The sequence below is a fragment of the Janthinobacterium sp. GW822-FHT07H10 genome (assembly GCF_058798675.1).
The window spans coordinates 23,936-39,949 of record NZ_JBXAKS010000020.1; the positions used below are offsets into that span (position 1 = coordinate 23,936).

General features: G+C 63.4%; 17 protein-coding genes. 7 read left to right on the forward strand and 10 right to left on the reverse strand.

Annotated features, from left to right (window positions below):
- Positions 1–63 precede the first annotated feature (63 nt).
- The 7 genes from fliL to fliR all read left to right on the forward strand — a co-directional run bounded on the left by fliL (position 64) and on the right by fliR (position 4,619).
- A complete protein-coding gene (gene fliL, locus AC1RDJ_RS26900; RefSeq protein ID WP_071322395.1) occupies positions 64–573 on the forward strand; it encodes a flagellar basal body-associated protein FliL in 510 nt (169 codons plus the stop codon).
- A 6-nt stretch (positions 574–579) separates the two neighbouring features.
- Positions 580–1,566, forward strand: coding sequence for a flagellar motor switch protein FliM (fliM, locus tag AC1RDJ_RS26905; protein WP_034754035.1), 987 nt, complete (start codon positions 580–582; stop codon positions 1,564–1,566).
- Between the two features lie 64 nt (positions 1,567–1,630).
- Positions 1,631–2,065, forward strand: a complete 435-nt coding sequence (gene fliN / locus AC1RDJ_RS26910) for a flagellar motor switch protein FliN (protein WP_034754038.1) — start codon at positions 1,631–1,633, stop codon at positions 2,063–2,065.
- Positions 2,062–2,667, forward strand: coding sequence for a flagellar biosynthetic protein FliO (fliO, locus tag AC1RDJ_RS26915; RefSeq protein WP_493029271.1), 606 nt, complete (start codon positions 2,062–2,064; stop codon positions 2,665–2,667). Before fliN ends, fliO begins: the two co-directional genes overlap by 4 nt.
- A 7-nt stretch (positions 2,668–2,674) precedes the next feature.
- A complete protein-coding gene (gene fliP, locus AC1RDJ_RS26920) occupies positions 2,675–3,454 on the forward strand; it encodes a flagellar type III secretion system pore protein FliP (protein ID WP_493029291.1) in 780 nt (259 codons plus the stop codon).
- Between the two features lie 12 nt (positions 3,455–3,466).
- Positions 3,467–3,736 carry a flagellar biosynthesis protein FliQ gene (gene fliQ, locus AC1RDJ_RS26925; RefSeq protein ID WP_071322392.1) on the forward strand — a complete coding sequence of 90 codons (270 nt, stop codon included), beginning with the start codon at positions 3,467–3,469 and terminating at the stop codon, positions 3,734–3,736.
- A 16-nt stretch (positions 3,737–3,752) separates the two neighbouring features.
- Complete coding sequence (fliR, locus tag AC1RDJ_RS26930; RefSeq protein WP_493029272.1) at positions 3,753–4,619, forward strand: flagellar biosynthetic protein FliR; 867 nt, start codon at positions 3,753–3,755, stop codon at positions 4,617–4,619.
- 9 nt (positions 4,620–4,628) lie between these two features.
- Here fliR and AC1RDJ_RS26935 read toward each other — a convergent pair whose 3' ends face one another.
- The 10 genes from AC1RDJ_RS26935 to AC1RDJ_RS26980 form a co-directional block, all read right to left on the reverse strand.
- Positions 4,629–5,888, reverse strand: coding sequence for an MFS transporter (locus tag AC1RDJ_RS26935; protein WP_071322390.1), 1,260 nt, complete (start codon positions 5,886–5,888; stop codon positions 4,629–4,631).
- A gap of 48 nt (positions 5,889–5,936) precedes the next feature.
- A complete protein-coding gene (locus AC1RDJ_RS26940) occupies positions 5,937–6,380 on the reverse strand; it encodes a MarR family winged helix-turn-helix transcriptional regulator (protein ID WP_493029273.1) in 444 nt (147 codons plus the stop codon).
- A gap of 181 nt (positions 6,381–6,561) precedes the next feature.
- The gene (gene flgL, locus AC1RDJ_RS26945) at positions 6,562–7,803 is read right to left on the reverse strand and encodes a flagellar hook-associated protein FlgL (protein WP_071322388.1); all 1,242 of its coding nucleotides are present in this window, start codon (positions 7,801–7,803) and stop codon (positions 6,562–6,564) included.
- A 71-nt stretch (positions 7,804–7,874) separates the two neighbouring features.
- Positions 7,875–9,842 (reverse strand): flagellar hook-associated protein FlgK, encoded by a 1,968-nt coding sequence (flgK, locus tag AC1RDJ_RS26950; RefSeq protein ID WP_071322387.1) that lies wholly within the window; start codon positions 9,840–9,842, stop codon positions 7,875–7,877.
- Between the two features lie 87 nt (positions 9,843–9,929).
- Positions 9,930–10,853, reverse strand: coding sequence for a flagellar assembly peptidoglycan hydrolase FlgJ (flgJ, locus tag AC1RDJ_RS26955; RefSeq protein ID WP_071322386.1), 924 nt, complete (start codon positions 10,851–10,853; stop codon positions 9,930–9,932).
- A gap of 10 nt (positions 10,854–10,863) precedes the next feature.
- Entirely contained in the window at positions 10,864–11,979 is a 1,116-nt protein-coding gene (locus tag AC1RDJ_RS26960; RefSeq protein ID WP_493029274.1) for a flagellar basal body P-ring protein FlgI, read from the reverse strand.
- Between the two features lie 2 nt (positions 11,980–11,981).
- On the reverse strand, positions 11,982–12,632 hold the full coding sequence (locus AC1RDJ_RS26965; RefSeq protein ID WP_071322384.1) for a flagellar basal body L-ring protein FlgH: 651 nt from the start codon (positions 12,630–12,632) through the stop codon (positions 11,982–11,984).
- Positions 12,633–12,684: 52 nt separating this feature from the next.
- On the reverse strand, positions 12,685–13,467 hold the full coding sequence (flgG, locus tag AC1RDJ_RS26970) for a flagellar basal-body rod protein FlgG (protein WP_071322383.1): 783 nt from the start codon (positions 13,465–13,467) through the stop codon (positions 12,685–12,687).
- Positions 13,468–13,539: 72 nt separating this feature from the next.
- Entirely contained in the window at positions 13,540–14,283 is a 744-nt protein-coding gene (locus AC1RDJ_RS26975; RefSeq protein WP_071322382.1) for a flagellar basal body rod protein FlgF, read from the reverse strand.
- A 182-nt stretch (positions 14,284–14,465) separates the two neighbouring features.
- A complete protein-coding gene (locus AC1RDJ_RS26980; RefSeq protein ID WP_071322381.1) occupies positions 14,466–16,013 on the reverse strand; it encodes a flagellar hook protein FlgE in 1,548 nt (515 codons plus the stop codon).
- Position 16,014: the final 1 nt, after the last annotated feature.

Here is a 16,014-nt window from a genome sequence, read left to right on the forward strand (position 1 = left end):
ATGACATAATGGCGTCGTGATCCACTTCCATGCACTCGAGTACCATTGAAAGCAAATCCAAAAATGAAAGCAGATCCGAAAGCAGACGCAGCCCTGGCACCGGCCGGCGCGTCAAAAAAGAAGCTTCTGATCATAGTGCTGGCCTCGGTTCTAGTGGCTGGCGGCCTCGGTGGCGGTGCGGCCTGGTATTTCTTGCATGGCAAGTCCGACAAGGCTGACACCAGCTCCAGCAAGAAAAAACAGGTGTCGAAGGCGGGTCCGCCCGTGTTCGTGCCCATCGATGCCTTCACCGTCAACTTGCAGCCGGAAAATGGCGAGCAATACCTGCAGATCGCATTTACCCTGCAGGCGAGCAGTCCCGAAGAAATGGATTTGATCAAGCTGAACATGCCGAAGGTGCGCAGCCGCCTGTTGCTGTTGCTGTCTGGCAAAAAAGCCTCGGAACTCAATACCGTGGAAGGCAAGCAGCAACTGGCGGCGGAAATCATCGGCCAGGTGAACCAGCCGTTCGAGGACAAAGGGCCGGAGCAGGACGTGACGGACGTATTATTTACCGCATTCATCATTCAATAAGCAGCCATGGCCGATAATTTCCTCTCCCAGGAAGAAGTCGATGCCCTTCTGAAGGGTGTCAACGGAGACCAGGACGACGCGCAGGCGCCGGAAGACGTCACGGGAGTTCGTACCTACAACCTGGCGACCCAGGAGCGCATCGTGCGCGGCCGGATGCCGACGTTGGAAATTATCAACGAGCGTTTTGCCCGTCTGCTGCGCGTGGGGCTGTTCAACTTCCTGCGCCGCAGCGCGGAAGTGTCGGTCGGCTCCGTGCGCGTGTCGAAATACAGCGAGTTCATCCGTAACCTGGTGGTGCCGACCAATCTGAACCTGGTACACATGAAGCCGCTGCGCGGCACGGCCCTGATGGTCTTCGATCCGGGCCTCGTGTTTTTGCTGGTCGACAACCTCTTCGGCGGCGACGGGCGCTTTCATACGCGCGTCGAAGGGCGCGACTTTACGCAGACGGAGCAGCGCATCATTCTGCGCATCCTCGATATCGTCTTCGAAGCCTATACCAAGTCGTGGGAGCCGGTCTTCCCCGTCGAGTTCGAATATATCCGTTCGGAAATGAACACGCAGTTCGCCAACATCGCCACGCCCAACGAGGTGGTGGTAGCCTCCACGTTTACGGTGGAACTGGGCTCCGTTTCCGGACAAATCCACTTCTGCATGCCATATTCAATGATCGAGCCGATCCGCGATTCGCTGACCTCGAGCCTGCAGGGCGAGGCGCTGGAAGTGGACAAGCGCTGGATCCGCCTGATGACGCAGCAGATCCAGATCGCCGAAGTCGAGCTGGTGGCGTCGCTGGGCACGGCGCGCGTGTCGTTCGATGAAATCCTGAACATGAAGGTGGGCGACATCATTCCGCTCAACATCCCGGAACTGATCGCCGCCACCGTCGACGGCGTGCCCGTGATGGATTGCACATATGGCGTGTTGAACGGACAATATGCGCTGAAGGTTGAAAAGTTGCTGGCCAATGCCGACAACATGAACAATCATTAAATAATTGCAATAGATAAATACCCGGGTCGCGCTGCGGCCCACATCTGTACAACAGGAGAAACACATGTCTGACAACCAAGACGACCAAAGCGCGGAAGACGATTGGGGCGCGGCCATTGCCGAGCAGGCCAAGGCGGAAGCCGAAGCGCTGCAGAACCAGGCCGCCAATACGGCCAGCGCGGCCAGCGCCGCCGTGTTCAAGGACTTTTCCAAGCAGGCGTCGAAGTCGGAAACGCACAACGATATCGATTTCATCCTCGATATCCCCGTGCAGCTGACGGTCGAACTGGGCCGCACCAAGATCGCCATCAAGAACCTGCTGCAACTGGCGCAGGGTTCCGTGGTCGAGCTCGACGGCCTGGCCGGCGAGCCGATGGACGTGCTGGTCAACGGCTGCCTGATCGCCCAGGGCGAAGTGGTGGTGGTGAATGACAAGTTCGGCATCCGCCTGACCGACATCATCACGCCGTCCGAACGTATCCGAAAACTCAATAAATGAAGCCTGGCCTGTTGATTTCCACCATGCTGCCGCTCGTGGCGGCATGCTGCATTGCCCAGGCGGCGCCGGCGCCCGCTTCCATCCCGACAGCAGCGCCGGCGGCCAGCGCCGCCGTCGCCAGCACGCCTGCCGAGGGCGCAAGCGGGCAAGCCGGGGCCGTCCCCGCGGCTGCGGCTGCGGCCACCACCTCGCCTGCCGCCGCCGCCCTGCCCGCCATGCCGCCCGGCGCGCCGATGACCATGGCGCCCACGTCGTCCGCCGGCAGCTTGCTGCAAACCATCTTCGCGCTCGTCTTCGTGCTGGCCCTGCTGATCGGCCTGGCCTGGTTCATGAAGCGCTACGGTCCGAAAGCCATGGGCGGCAATGCACGGATGCGCGTCGTCAGCTCGCTCAACCTCGGTGGACGCGAACGCATCGTGCTGATCGAAGTGGCCGACCAGTGGATCGTCGTCGGCGCCTCGCCCGGCCGCGTGAATGCGCTGGCCACCATGCCGCGCCAGGAAGGCGACTTGCCGCAACTGGCGACGGCGCAAAACGGCCCCGCGGCCGCCAATTTTTCCGAATGGCTGAAACAGACCATCGAAAAGCGCAATGGGAAATAAACACGCAATGACGCAGGCGAAACAGGCGCTGGCATTGCGCGATATCAAGACTCCGCTGACCTGGCTGCTGGCTGTCGCCGCGCTGGCGCTGCCGCTGTGGGCCCTGGCCCAGCCGGGCATCCCCGCGTTTACCAGCACGCCGGCGCCGGGCGGCGGCCAGAACTATTCGCTGCCGGTGCAGACGCTCATCCTGATGACGTCGCTCACCTTTTTGCCGGCGGCGCTGTTGATGATGACCTGCTTTACGCGCATCATCATCGTGCTGTCCCTGCTGCGCCAGGCCATCGGCACGCAATCGGCGCCGCCGAACCAGGTGCTGGTGGGACTGGCCCTGTTCCTCACCCTGTTCGTCATGGGCCCCGTGTTCGACAAGATTTATACGGATGCCTACCAGCCTTACCAGGAAAACAAGATCAGCATGCAGCAGGCGATGGACAAGGGCGTCGAACCGCTGAAAACCTTCATGCTGAAACAAACGCGCCAGGCCGACCTGGCCCTGTTCGCCAAGATGTCGCGCTCGCCAGACTTGCAAGGCCCGGAAGACGTGCCGCTGCGCATCCTCGTACCGGCCTTCGTCACCAGCGAACTGAAGACGGCGTTCCAGATCGGTTTTGCCATCTTCATCCCCTTCCTCATCATCGACATGGTGGTCGCCAGCGTGCTGATGTCGATGGGCATGATGATGATGTCGCCGGCGACGATCTCGCTGCCGTTCAAGCTGATGCTGTTCGTGCTCGTCGATGGCTGGCAGTTACTGCTGGGCTCGCTGTCACAGAGTTTTTACTAGGATAGGACTGCGATGACACCCGAAAGCGTCATGACCCTGGGCCGCCATGCGATGGAAATCACGCTGATGGTGGCCGCGCCCATGCTGCTGGTCGCCCTCATCATCGGCTTGATCGTCAGTATCTTCCAGGCCGCCACGCAGATCAACGAGGCGACCCTGTCCTTCATCCCCAAGCTGGTGGGCATTTTCATCGCCATCGTCGTGGCCGGCCCATGGATGCTGTCCGTCATGCTCGACTACATGCGCCAGGTCTTCACGGGCATCCCGAACCTGGTGGGCTAGTGCAGCCGCTGTTGCCATGCTGACCCTGTCCAGCATTGAACTGAACACGTGGATCGCAGCTCTGCTGTGGCCGCTTAGCCGCATCCTTGGCCTGATCGCGGCCGCCCCGCTGTTCGGCAACGCGGCCGTGCCGGCCACCGTCAAGGTCTCGCTGGGCGTCATGCTGGCCATGATCATCGCCCCCACCGTGCCGGCATTGCCTGCGGTCAATCCCATGTCGCTGGCGGGATTGCTGATACTGACGCAGGAAATGCTGGTGGGACTGGCCATGGGCTTTTCCATCCGCATCGTATTTTCCGCCATCGAGATGGCCGGCGAAATCAGCAGCCTGACCATGGGCCTGGGCTTCGCCTCGTTCTTCGACCCGCAAACCAAGGGCAGGTCTTCCGCCATCAGCCAGTTCCTCGTCATGCTGGCCACGTTGATGTTTTTGACTGTCAACGGGCACCTGGTCTTGCTGGCGGCGCTGGCGGAAAGCTTCGTCAGCCTGCCGATTTCATCGAGTCCGGTCAGCGGCGGCGGCTTTCAGCAGCTGGCCGCCTGGGGCGGGGAAATCTTCCGTTCCGGCTTGCAAATTTCCCTGCCCATCATCGCCGCCCTGCTGCTGACCAACGTGGCACTGGGCATTTTGACGCGCGCCGCGCCGCAGCTGAACATCTTCGGTATCGGCTTCCCCGTCACCCTGGGCGTGGGCTTGCTGGTGATCGGCATGGTGCTGCCCTACCTGGCCACGCCATTCCAGAACATGTTCCTGCGCGGCATAGAAACGGCACGTCTGCTGCCGCGCGGCTTCGCCACGCGCGACCGCCCGCCGCCGCCCGTGCCGCCGAATCCCCTGCGCCCCGCGCCGCCGGCCCAGCCAGCGCCGCTGCCCGCACCGTAAGGCCGGCGCTCAGGGCTGGTCGCTGCTCAGCGCAAAACGCCAGCGCCGCAGGTCCACGTTCAGGCGCAACTGGTGATGCCTGACCAGATAGCGCACGCCGACCAGGGCCGCCGCCAGCCCCGACAGGGCGCCTATGCCCAGCGCCCAGCGCGGGCCGAAGGTATCGGCCACCCAGCCCACGATGGGCGCGCCCAGCGGCGTGCCGCCAGCCGAGATCGCCAACAGGATGGCCATCACGCGGCCCCGCATGGCGGGCGCCGTCGACAGTTGCACGCTGCTGTTGACGCTGGTGGTAAAGGTTTGCGCGGCGATGCCGATCACCACCAGCACCATGCCGAACAGCCAGTAGTTGGGCATCACGGCCGCCAGTGCGCAGGCAAAGCCGAACAGCGCGGCCGCACCCAGCAGCAGCGCCAGGGTGGGCCGGCCCCGTCCCGCCGCCAGCAGGGCGCCGGCCACGGAACCGCAAGCCATCACGGAACTGAGCACGCCATACTGGCCGGCCCCCGCATGGAAGGCCGTCACCGACATGGTCGACAGGAAAATCGGGAAATTCAAGCCAAAGGTGCCGATCAGGAACAGCATCAGCAGGATGGCCATCAGGTCGGGCCGCTGGCGCACGTAGCGGAAACCTTCGCCCAGGCTGGCGCGCGTGGCTTTCAGGCGCGGCGCGCGGCGCAGCAATTGCACGCGCAGCAGCAACAGCGAACCGATCACGGCGGCAAACGAGACGGCGTTGATGATGAAGACCCAGCCGCTGCCGACGCTGCTGATCAGCAAACCGGCCACGGCCGGGCCCAGCATGCGCGCCGCATTGAACGAGGTGGAATTCAGCGCCACGGCGTTCGTCAAGTCTTCCTCGTCGACGATCTCGGAAACAAAGGTCTGGCGCACGGGCGAATCGAAGGCCGTCACGCAGCCCAGCAGGAAGGCAAACACATACACATGCCACAGTTGCACCAGGCCGCTGATGCACAGCACGCCCAGGCCCAGCGCCAGCAAGCCCATGGCCGCCTGCGTGAACAACAGCAATTTTCTCCGGTCCAGCAGGTCGGCCGCCATGCCCGTCAGGGGCAGCAACAGCAGCTGCGGGCCGAATTGCAAGGCCATGACGATGCCGACGGCGCTGGCATTGTGCTGCGTCAATTCGCTCAGCACCAGCCAATCCTGCGCCGTGCGCTGCATCCAGGTGCCGACATTCGACACGAGGGCGCCGCCGGCCCAGATACGGTAATTGGGATTGCGTAGCGAACGGAATGTGTTTTTCATCTGGGCGTGCGGGCTCCTTGCCGGGGTCGGGGTGAATGGTTCAGCGGATCACTGCGCCAAACGTTTGAGTAATGCCACCGCCTTGTCCAGTTCGGTGACTTCCTGCGGCGTGAGCCGCGTTTCAATGGTGCGCGCCAGCCAGTCTTCGCGCGCGGCGCGGCTGGCCGCGATCCAGGCGCGGCAGCTGTCCGTCAGGGTCAGGATGGTCTGCCGCCCGTCGGCCGGATCGGGCGACCCCGTCACCATCTGCGCTTCCGTCAGCGCCAGCACGGTGGCGGCCATCGACTGCGGACGCATGCCTTCGGCGCGCGCCAGGCTGCTGGCGGTGGCCGGGCCGTCGCGCTCGAGACGGCTGAGCACAGATGCCTGCGACATGCTGACGTCGCCCAGATGCGCCTCTTCGCGCAGGCGGCGGCGCAGCTTGCCGATGAGAATGCGCAATTCGCCGGCCAGTTGCAGCACTTGTTCGTGTTCGTCTTGTGGAGTAGGCATGGGAAACGGGTAGTGGATCAACAGGCCCTACTATAACAGATATGCAGGTAACCTACACAGTTTGCCTGTACAGGCTACCTGACCATCTTGTCGAAGTGGCTCTCCTGCGCACGCAAAAAAGCCGGGGCGGAAGATGCACTCCCTGCCCCGGCTCCCCGGTCTCCGCACTGAAACGGATGGCTTAGCTGATGTAATTGAACAGCGACAGTCCCGAGATGGACGTGAACGACTTCTGCGCCGCCTGCAGGGTGATCTGCTGCTGGCTGAACAGGGAAATCGCCTTCACCATGTCCAGGTCCTGCAAGCCCGACAGGGTGCTCGCGTACTGCAGGTCGAGGTCGTCGCCGGCGCTGTCGAGGGTATCGAGCTCCTTCAGCCGCGAACCGACTTCCGCGCGCACCGACAGCACATTGTCGTAAGCCGTGTCGAGGATATTGTGCGCCGCGTTCAGGCTGGCCGTCAGGCGCGCCTGGCCGGCGTCGCCCGTGGCCGGCTGGCCCAGCGCGCCGATCAGGTTGGTGATCGTGGTAAAGATCGATTCCTTGCCGCTCGGCTCCAGGGTGAACTTGTCCAGGTCGGCCGGCTTGCCCGCGATATTGACTTGCTGGCCGTCGAAGTTGATGGCGTCGCCCGCCTTGTAGGCCACCGGCACGGCCGGAGTCGGGATGGTCTGGCCCAGGGTCACGTCCGTCACGGTATAGGTCGTCTTGGCGTCGGTGCCCGTGCCCGTCACCTGGAAATCGATCGAGTACTTGTGCCCCGTCAACTTGGTGGGATCGGTGACGGTGCCGCCGGAAATGATGCCGGCGCCGCCGCGCGTGAAATTGCCTGGATCGGGCGCCGTGGTGAACTTGCCGTTGCCCGTCAGATTGTTCTCGAACACGGTCGCGCCCGAGTCGCTGGTGGCCAGGTAGCGCGCCGAGCCTACCTGCAGCTCGCGCTGGCCCTGGTCGCCCACATAGGTGGCGCCGCCCGGAGTCTGGCTGAACGGCTGGGTGGACGATTTGTAGCCGGAAAACAGGTAGCCGCCCGCATTGTCGGAAGTGTTGGCGATGCCCAGCAGGTCGGTCAGCCGGCCTTTCAGCTCCGTCGCCAGGCTCTGGCGGTCGATATCCTTGAGCGCCGGATTGCCGGCCTTCAAGACCAGATCCTTCACGTCGGCGATCAGCGAGGTGGTGCTGGCCAGCGCCAGCTCTTCCTGCGAGAGGAAATTCTTGGCGTTCGAGCGGTTCGTCACGAACTGCGTATTGATCGATTGCGACTGCGTCACTTCCAGCGCGCGCGCCGAGGCGATCGGGTCGTCGGCCGGCGTCAGGTTGCGGCGGTTGGCAGACAACTGCATCTGCGTGCGGTTCAGCGCGCCCTGCAGGTTATTCAGCTGGGAGCTGCCCGTTTCATAGATCATTCTGGTACTGATGCGCATGATGCTGCCCTTCCTGATGGCGGCGGCGCTACAAGCCGCCGCTTAAATCGCTGAATCTGAATAATGAAGAATTAACGTCCGAGACCGATGACCACGTCGAACAGGGTGCTGGCAATCTGCATGACCTTGCCGCACGCCTGGTAAGCCTGCTGGTAGCGCAGCAGGTTGGCCGCCTCTTCGTCGAGGTTGACGCCGGACACGGCTTGCTGCTGTGTACTCGTCTGTTGCAACAACGCCAGGCTGGCCAGGCCGCTGACCTGGACTTCGCGCGTCTTGTTGCCCACGAAGCTGACGGTTTCCGCGTACGAACCCTGGAACGTGGCCTTGCCGCCGTCGAGAATATTTTTCGTCTGCAAGCTCGCCAGCAGCGCCGCATTGCGGCTGTCGCCCACGCCGCCCGAGTTCGGCGCAATGGTGAATTTGTCGCCCTGCGCCGGCGCGCCCGTCATGCTGACGTTGATGCCGCCGAAGTTGAAGCTGTCGCCTTCCGTGTACGGAATGTTCGCCGTGCCGGCCGGATACGTGGTGCTGCTGCCGTTCAAGCCTTTCACCGTCACGGCCTGGCCTGCCGGGAAGCCCGACAGCGAGCCGCTGACCTTGTCGTAGGTCAAGGTCACGGTGCTCGTAAGCGCGTTGCCGGGCGTCAAATAGGCCTTGTCCACGCTCCCCAGGCCAAGCTTGCCGCTACCCGTGTTGCTGACGGGCGCGCCCGTGGCGATCGGCGCGCCGGCGGCCAGCTTGTTGCGGTCGGTAATCAGCACGCCGAGGCCGGCAGCGCCGTTGGCGGTCGGCCTGACCATGAAGTTGTCGCCTTCGGCGGCCGTGCCCGAAATCGAGAAATCCACGCCATCGATGGTTTGCGGCACGGTTTGCGGATACGGGTTGATGGTCGTTTTCGCGCCGTCGCTCTGGCGCGTCACGACATAATTGCCGCCGTCATATCTCACGGCGTAATCGCTGCCCGTCAGCTTGGTCGGATCGCTGACCTTGGCCGACAGCGCCGTCGTGCTCGATGAATTGTTGCGGTAATCGGCGCCGATGACGGGATCGGGCACCTTGAAAAAGTCGCCGCCCATGTCGCCATTCAAGTCCTGGCCCAGCTTGTGCTGGTCATTGAAGGTGGCGGCCAGGGCGATGGCGACCTTGCCCAGCGAATTCTGGATACGGTCCAGGCTGCCGCTGCGGAATTCCAGCAAGCCGCCCAGCGCGCCACCGGTCAGCGAACTTTCCGACAGCTTGGTGACGGTAGAGCCCGTGACATAGCCGACGTCCAGGCGCTGCGGGTCCGTCGGCGAAGGCGTGACGGCCAGCTCAAAGTTCTTGTCGCCCACCACCAGCGGCTGGCCCGAGCCGATCGACACGGTGATCGTGTTGTTCGAGCCAGGCTGGACCGTAGTCTTGACGTATTTGTTCATCTCCGTGATCAGCTGGTCGCGCTGGTCGAGCAAATCGTTGGGCTGGTTGCTTTGATTGACGGTCAGGCTGGCGATCGAGTTATTCAGCTCGGCGATCTGCTTGGCGTAGGAATTGATCACCTTCACATTCGAGGTGATCTGCGAATTGACGCCGTCGCCGATTTCCGTCAGGCGCGCGCTGAGGCCCTGGAAGCGCGAGGCCAGCGAGTTGGCGCTCGACAACAATGCCTGGCGCGACGACACGGACGAGGGATTCGAGCTGAAATCCTGCACGCCCTTGAAGAAATCGGCCATCGCCGGCGACAGCCCGGCCGTGGGGTCGGCCAGCAAGTTGTCGATCTGGCTGATCTGCGTGTAATACGCATCGAGCGAACTGGTGGTCGCCTGCGCATTGTTCACCTGGGCGGCCATGAAACTGTCGTACTGGCGCTTCACTTGCGACACTTCCGTACCATTGCCCACGAAGCCATAACCGGCATTGTTGAACTGCGCCGTCTGCTGCAGCACCACCTGGCGGTTGTAGCCGTCCACGTTGGCATTGGTGATGTTATGCCCGGTCGTCGACAGGCCCACCTGCGCTGCAAGCAAACCGCTCTTACCGATGCTGAGTAGATTCGAAGTCATGGTGTCTTATTGGTTACCCTCAAAAGTATTTACGGCAGCCGCAGCGAAAACTTGAAGCACGCGGCCTGCACAGGATATGGCGGCGGCTTAACCAACCAGCGAATTCTTGATAATTTTTGTCAATTTGGCAGCGTAATTCGGGTCCGTCGCATAGCCGGCCTTTTGCAAGCCGTGGGCAAACGTGCTGGCGTCGCCGGCGCTGGCCAGCACTTTTTCATAGCGCTTGTTGTTCGTAATCAATTGCGCGTAATCCTTGAAGCTGTCCGCATAGCTGTCATAGGCGCGGAATTTCTCCACCTTGCGCTGCGCCTTGCCATTCACATACTCGGTGGTGACGGCTTCCGTGACCTTGCCCTTCCAGTCGCCGGACGCCTTGATGCCGAACAGGTTGTGGCTGCTGCTGCCGTCGCGGGCGATGATTTCGCGCTTGCCCCAGCCCGTTTCCAGCGCCGCCTGGCCCAGCATGAACTTGGCCGGGATGCCGGTGGCGCGGCTGGCCTCTTCCGCATGTGCGCCCAGCTTTTCCTGGAACGCGCGCACGTGCGGCGCCTGCGTGGCGTTGGCCTTGTCGCTCAGGGTCTTGCCGCCCGTGGCACCGCTCGCGCCCTCGGTGAGCGCGCCCTGCTGCTGGCGGAAGGCGGCCAGCGCCTGCGCCATGCTCGAGGAACGGGGCGACGGCGCTTCGGCGCCATCGGCGGCCAGCGCCTGGTTCGACGACGACAGCTGGCGGATCAGCACGTCCGCCAGGCCCGTGCCGCGCTTGGCCAGGTTCTGGCTCGTCTGCTGGTCCAGCATCGAGGTGTACATCTTGCTTTGCTGGCTATCCATGATGCCGTCCTGCGGCGTGGCGTCGCGCATGCTTTTCATCATCATGTTGATGAACATGGCTTCGAATTGCGTGGCCGCCTCTTTCAGGGCGGCGGGGTCGCGCGCCTTGGCGGACTGGCGCAAGCCATCCATGCCCTTCACGTCATAGGCGGCGGTATTGCTGAGGTCGGTTTGGCTGATCATGGCATGTCCATCAAATGATTTCAAGTTCGGCGCGCAGCGAACCGGCCGCCTTCATCGCCTGCAGGATGGCCAGCAAGTCTTGCGGCGAGGCGCCGATGGCATTGAGGGCTTTCACCACGTCGGACAGCGAGGCGCCGCCCTTGACCAGCATGACCTTGCCCGGTTCCTTCTTGATATCGATCTGCGCCGTCTGCGTGACCACCGTGCGCCCGCCCGACAGCGGTGCCGGCTGGCTCACCTGCGGCTCGACATTGATGGTGACGGACAGGTTGCCGTGCGAAATGGCACATGTTTCCAGGGTCACGGACTGGTTCATCACCACCGAGCCCGTGCGCGCATTCATGATGACCTTGGCCGCCAGGCGGGCCGGGTTGACTTCGATGCTTTCCAGCTGGCCCAGGAACGCCACGCGCTGGTCGCTGCCGCCCGGCGACTGCACCTGGATCACGCGCCCATCGAGCGCGGCGGCCGTGCCGGTGCCATAGCGGCTGTTGATGGCGTCGACCACGCGGCTGGCCGTGGCGAAATCGGTGGCGTTCAATTCCAGGCGGATCGTGTTGTTGGCGCCCAGCGCCGAGGCGACTGCGCGCTCGACGGTGGCGCCGCCCGAGATGCGCCCCACGCTCAGGTGGTTGATGACGACGGAGCTGCCGGCCGCCTGCGCGCCCACGCCGCCCACCAGCACGTTGCCCTGCGCCATGCCGTACACCTGGCCGTCGGCGCCCTTCAGCGGCGTCATCAATAAAGTGCCGCCGCGCAAGCTTTTCGCGTTCCCCATCGACGACACCGTCACGTCGAGCAGCTGGCCCGGCTGGGCAAACGCGGGCAAGGCCGTCGTCACCATCACGGCGGCGACGTTCTTCAATTGCAAACTCGTGCCTTGCGGCAAGTTGACGCCTTGCTGCTGCAGCATGGCCGCCACGCTCTGGATGGTGAACGGCGTCTGCGTGGTCTGGTCGCCGCTGCCGTCGAGGCCGACGACGAGGCCATAGCCCATCAGCTGATTCTGGCGCACGCCGGCGATGCTGGCCAGGTCCTTGATGCGCTCGGCCTGCGCCACGGGCGCCAGCAGGGCGCCAGCCAGGCCGCAGACGAGTAAAAGGCGGGGGAAGGTAAACGTGGCCATGATCAGAACGGCAACAGGCTGAGGAAGAAGCGCGACGCCATCGAGGCCATTTCGGCGCGGTCGATCTGGCTGTTGGTGCGGTATTCGACGCGCGCGTCGGCCACCTGGGTCGACGGCACGACGTTGCCCGTGCCGATGGTGTCCGGATTGACCATGCCCGAGAAGCGGATGAATTCCGTGCCCTTGTTCATGGCGATCTGCTTTTCGCCCGCCACGATCAAATTACCGTTTGGCAATACCTCGATCACCGTCACGCCGATCACGCCGGAAAACGTGTTGCTGGCGGACTGGTTGTCGCCATCGGCAAATTTCGTCGCGCCATTCGCCGAGACCGTGCCGCCCAGGCGGCCCTGGGCGAAGCCGGGCGTGCTGAAACCCACGCTGCCGGACTTGTTGCCGGAACTGGCGCCCGCCTTGACGGCGTTCGTGCGCTCGGTGATGGCGATGGTCATGGTGTCGCCCACATGGCGCGCGCGGCGGTCTTCGAAGGCGGGACGGTAAGTCGACGGCTGGTAGATCGAGCCATTGTTGACGACCACGGGTTCCGGCATCGGCGCGCGCGTGGTGGTCGGGTACTGCACGATCGAGGTGGGCGTGATGGCGCAGCCGGACAACAGGACTGCGGACAAGACGGCGATGAGGGGGTATTGCATGACGAACCTCCGCTGCCATCCGGCGGCGGATGGCATGACGACTAAAAAAAAATTAAAGCTGAGAAAGCTTCTGCAGCATCTGGTCGGATGTGGTGATGGCCTTGCTGTTGATCTCGTAGGCGCGCTGCGTCTGGATCATGTTGACCATTTCCTCGGCCACGTTGACGTTCGACGTCTCGATATAGCCCTGCATCAGCACGCCGGCGCCGTTGGTGCCCGGGGTATTGGTCTGCGCCACGCCGGACGCGCCCGTTTCCATGTACAGGTTTTCGCCCTTCGACTCGAGGCCGGCCGGGTTGACGAAGGTGGTCAGCTGCAGCGAGCCGATCTGCGATGGCGCCACCGTGTCGGGCAGGGTGACGGAAACGGTGCCGTCGCGCGCCACGGTCAGGCTCAGCGCATTGGTCGGCACGGTGATGGCGGGCTGGATGACGAAGCCTTCGGAAGTGACCAGCTGGCCGTTGCTGTCGGTCTGGAACGAGCCGTCGCGCGTGTAGGCGGTGGCGCCGTCCGGCATCAGCACCTGGAAGAAACCGGTGCCGTTGACCATCACGTCGCGCGAATTGCCCGAGGCCTGGGGATTGCCCTGGGTATGGATGCGTTCCGTGGCCACCGTGCGCACGCCGGTGCCGATCTGCAAGCCCGATGGCAGCTGGGTTTGCTGCGAGGACTGCGCGCCCGGCTGGCGGACATTTTGGTAGAGCAAGTCTTCAAACACGGCGCGCGACTTCTTGAAGCCCGTGGTGCTGACATTGGCCAGGTTATTGGCGATCACGTCCATCTGCGTCTGTTGCGCTTCCAGGCCGGTCTTGGCAATCCAAAGGGAACGAATCATGATTTTTCTCCAATAACAGCGCTAGTCAGCCCTGTAGACTATTTCTATGTGACCATTATGCGGCTGCCCCCATCAATTCAAAGCGAGGATCTGGGTGGCTTTCGCCGCGTTATTCTCGGCATTCTTCAACAGGCTCATTTGCGTTTCGAACTGGCGCGCCAGGGCGATCATGCTGACCATGGAGTCGACGGGGCTGACATTGCTGCCCTCGAGCGCGCCCGTCGTCAATTTGACGGCCTGGTCGGCCTGGGCGACGGCGCCATCCTTCAGGCGGAACAGGCCGTCGTCGCCGCGCACCAGTTGCTGCTCGGGTGGATTGACCAGCTTGATGCGTCCCAGCACCGTCGACGGGCCGGGCGGCACGTCGGTGGAAATCGTCCCCACCGTGCCGTCGCTGGCAATCGCCACCGTCACGCCGGGCGGTATCGCCATGGGTCCCGTATCGCCCTGCACCATCAGGCCGGCCTGCGTCTGCAGCATGCCGTTTTCATTGAGTTTCAGGCTGCCGTTGCGCGTGTAGGCTTCGGAACCGTCGGCCGACTGCACGGCGATCCAGCCGCCGTTTTCCACGGCCACGTCGAGCGCGCGGCCCGTGTGCTGCATGGGACCTTGCGTGAAATCGGAGCCGACCGTCGAGTCGACGACAAAGGCGCGCGTCGGCATCATGCCGTCGGCCACCACGGGCACGGCGCGGAACGAGTCGAGCTGGGCGCGGAAACCCGTGCTGGTGGCGTTCGCCAGGTTATTCGCGGTGGTCGCCTGCTTGTCCAGGATGTGCTTGGCGCCCGAGCCGGCGGTGTAGATGAGACGGTCCATGTGTTTCTCCGTACAAAACGAAAACTGGGGTCAGACCCCGGTACTACTGCAACATCTAGGGTGCCTCGGGAAGCGTAGCGAGCGGTTCAATACCGGGTTGAGTAGCGCAGCTGTACGGAGGTACAGCGAGCAACGCCGGCCCGGTAGTGAAACGCGCAGCAGCTTAACGAGGCGCCCCCACGTTAACGCAGGTTCACCAGCGTCTGCAGGACCGAATCCTGCGTCTTGATGGTCTGCGCATTCGCCTGGTAGGCGCGCTGCGCCGTGATCATGTTGACCAGTTCCGCCGTCAAATCGACGTTCGACACTTCCACGGCCGAGGCACGCAAATTGCCCAGGGTACCCGTCTTGGGCTCGCCCGTGATGGGCTTGCCCGAAGCCGAGCTTTCCACCCAGGCGTTGTTGCCCAGCGGCTGCAGGCCGTTCGGGTTGGTAAAGTTGCTGAGTACTACCTGACCCAGGGCGCGCGTCTTGCCATTGTTGTACTGGCCCTGGATGACGCCGTCGTCACCCACGACGAAGCGGCTCAGCTGGCCGGCCTTGTAGCCGTCCGCTTCCGTTTTCTTTTCCGCCGTGACGGTGCCCAGCTGGGTAGACTTGGTGAAGTCGACCTGGACCGACAGGGTCGCATTCGCGCCCGTGGCCGGGAAGATCGGCAGGTTAACGGTGACGGGCAAGGTTTGCGGCGGCGTCAGGGCCAGCATGGCGGCCCGGTCCAGGCTGCCGACCGTGTTGAAGACCAGCGAACCGGTCTTGACGGCTGGCACCACGGTCACGGCGCGGATGGCTTCATCGATCTGGTCCGGCGTGCGGCTCGAATTGACGCCATTCGGCACGGCACTGCCGTAGGTGGCGGCGATGGCGGCCAGTTGCGCCGGCGTGGCGCCCGCGGCGGCGGCGGCGGCCGAGACGGCGGCGCCGGCCGCGTTGCCATAGGCGACGGCGGCGGCTGTCACATTGGCCGGCACCAGCGGCACGGCCGTGGCGGCGGCCTGGTAGGCGGCGCGCGCAGCCAGCGAGGCAGGGTCCGTCTGCAGGGCGGCCGCGGCCTTCATGCTCGTCACTTCCGTGCCGTCTATGGCCGAGTAGACATCCCAGGTGTTGGTGCCCGTCTTGACGTAGAAATTCGACATATTGTGGGAATTGCCCAGCGAATCGAAGACTTCGACGGGAAACGACTTGTGGTACGACGTGTCGTCCGTCGACTTGAACGGCACCGTGGTCGGCATCGCCGTATTGGAATTGAGGTTGACTTCCGTGCTGATCTTGGTCGTTGCCTGCGGCTTCATGTCCGACTGGTCGATCTGCAGGGGCACGACGGCGCCAGCGACGATCTTGCCGTTGACGTCGGCCGGATAGCCGGTCAGCTGCGCCAGCTGGGCGTTGACGATGAAGCCGCTCTTGTCGACCTGGAACTGGCCGTTGCGCGAATACTGGATGGCGCCGTTGACGCTGGTACGGAAGAAGCCGCCGCCATTGATGGCGATGTCGAGGGGATTCGACGACGATTCCAGGTTACCCTGATTAAATTGCTGGGCGATTTGCGAAACCGACACGCCGATCCCCGCCTGGTTGCCGCCCACGCCATACAGCGAGTTGGCATAGATGTCGGCGAACTGCGCCTGCGATTGCTTGAAACCCACGGTCGACGAGTTGGCGATGTTGTTGCCGATGACGTCCAGCGATTTGGCGGCGCCATTCAAGCCGCTCAGGCCTTGTTGGAAAGACATT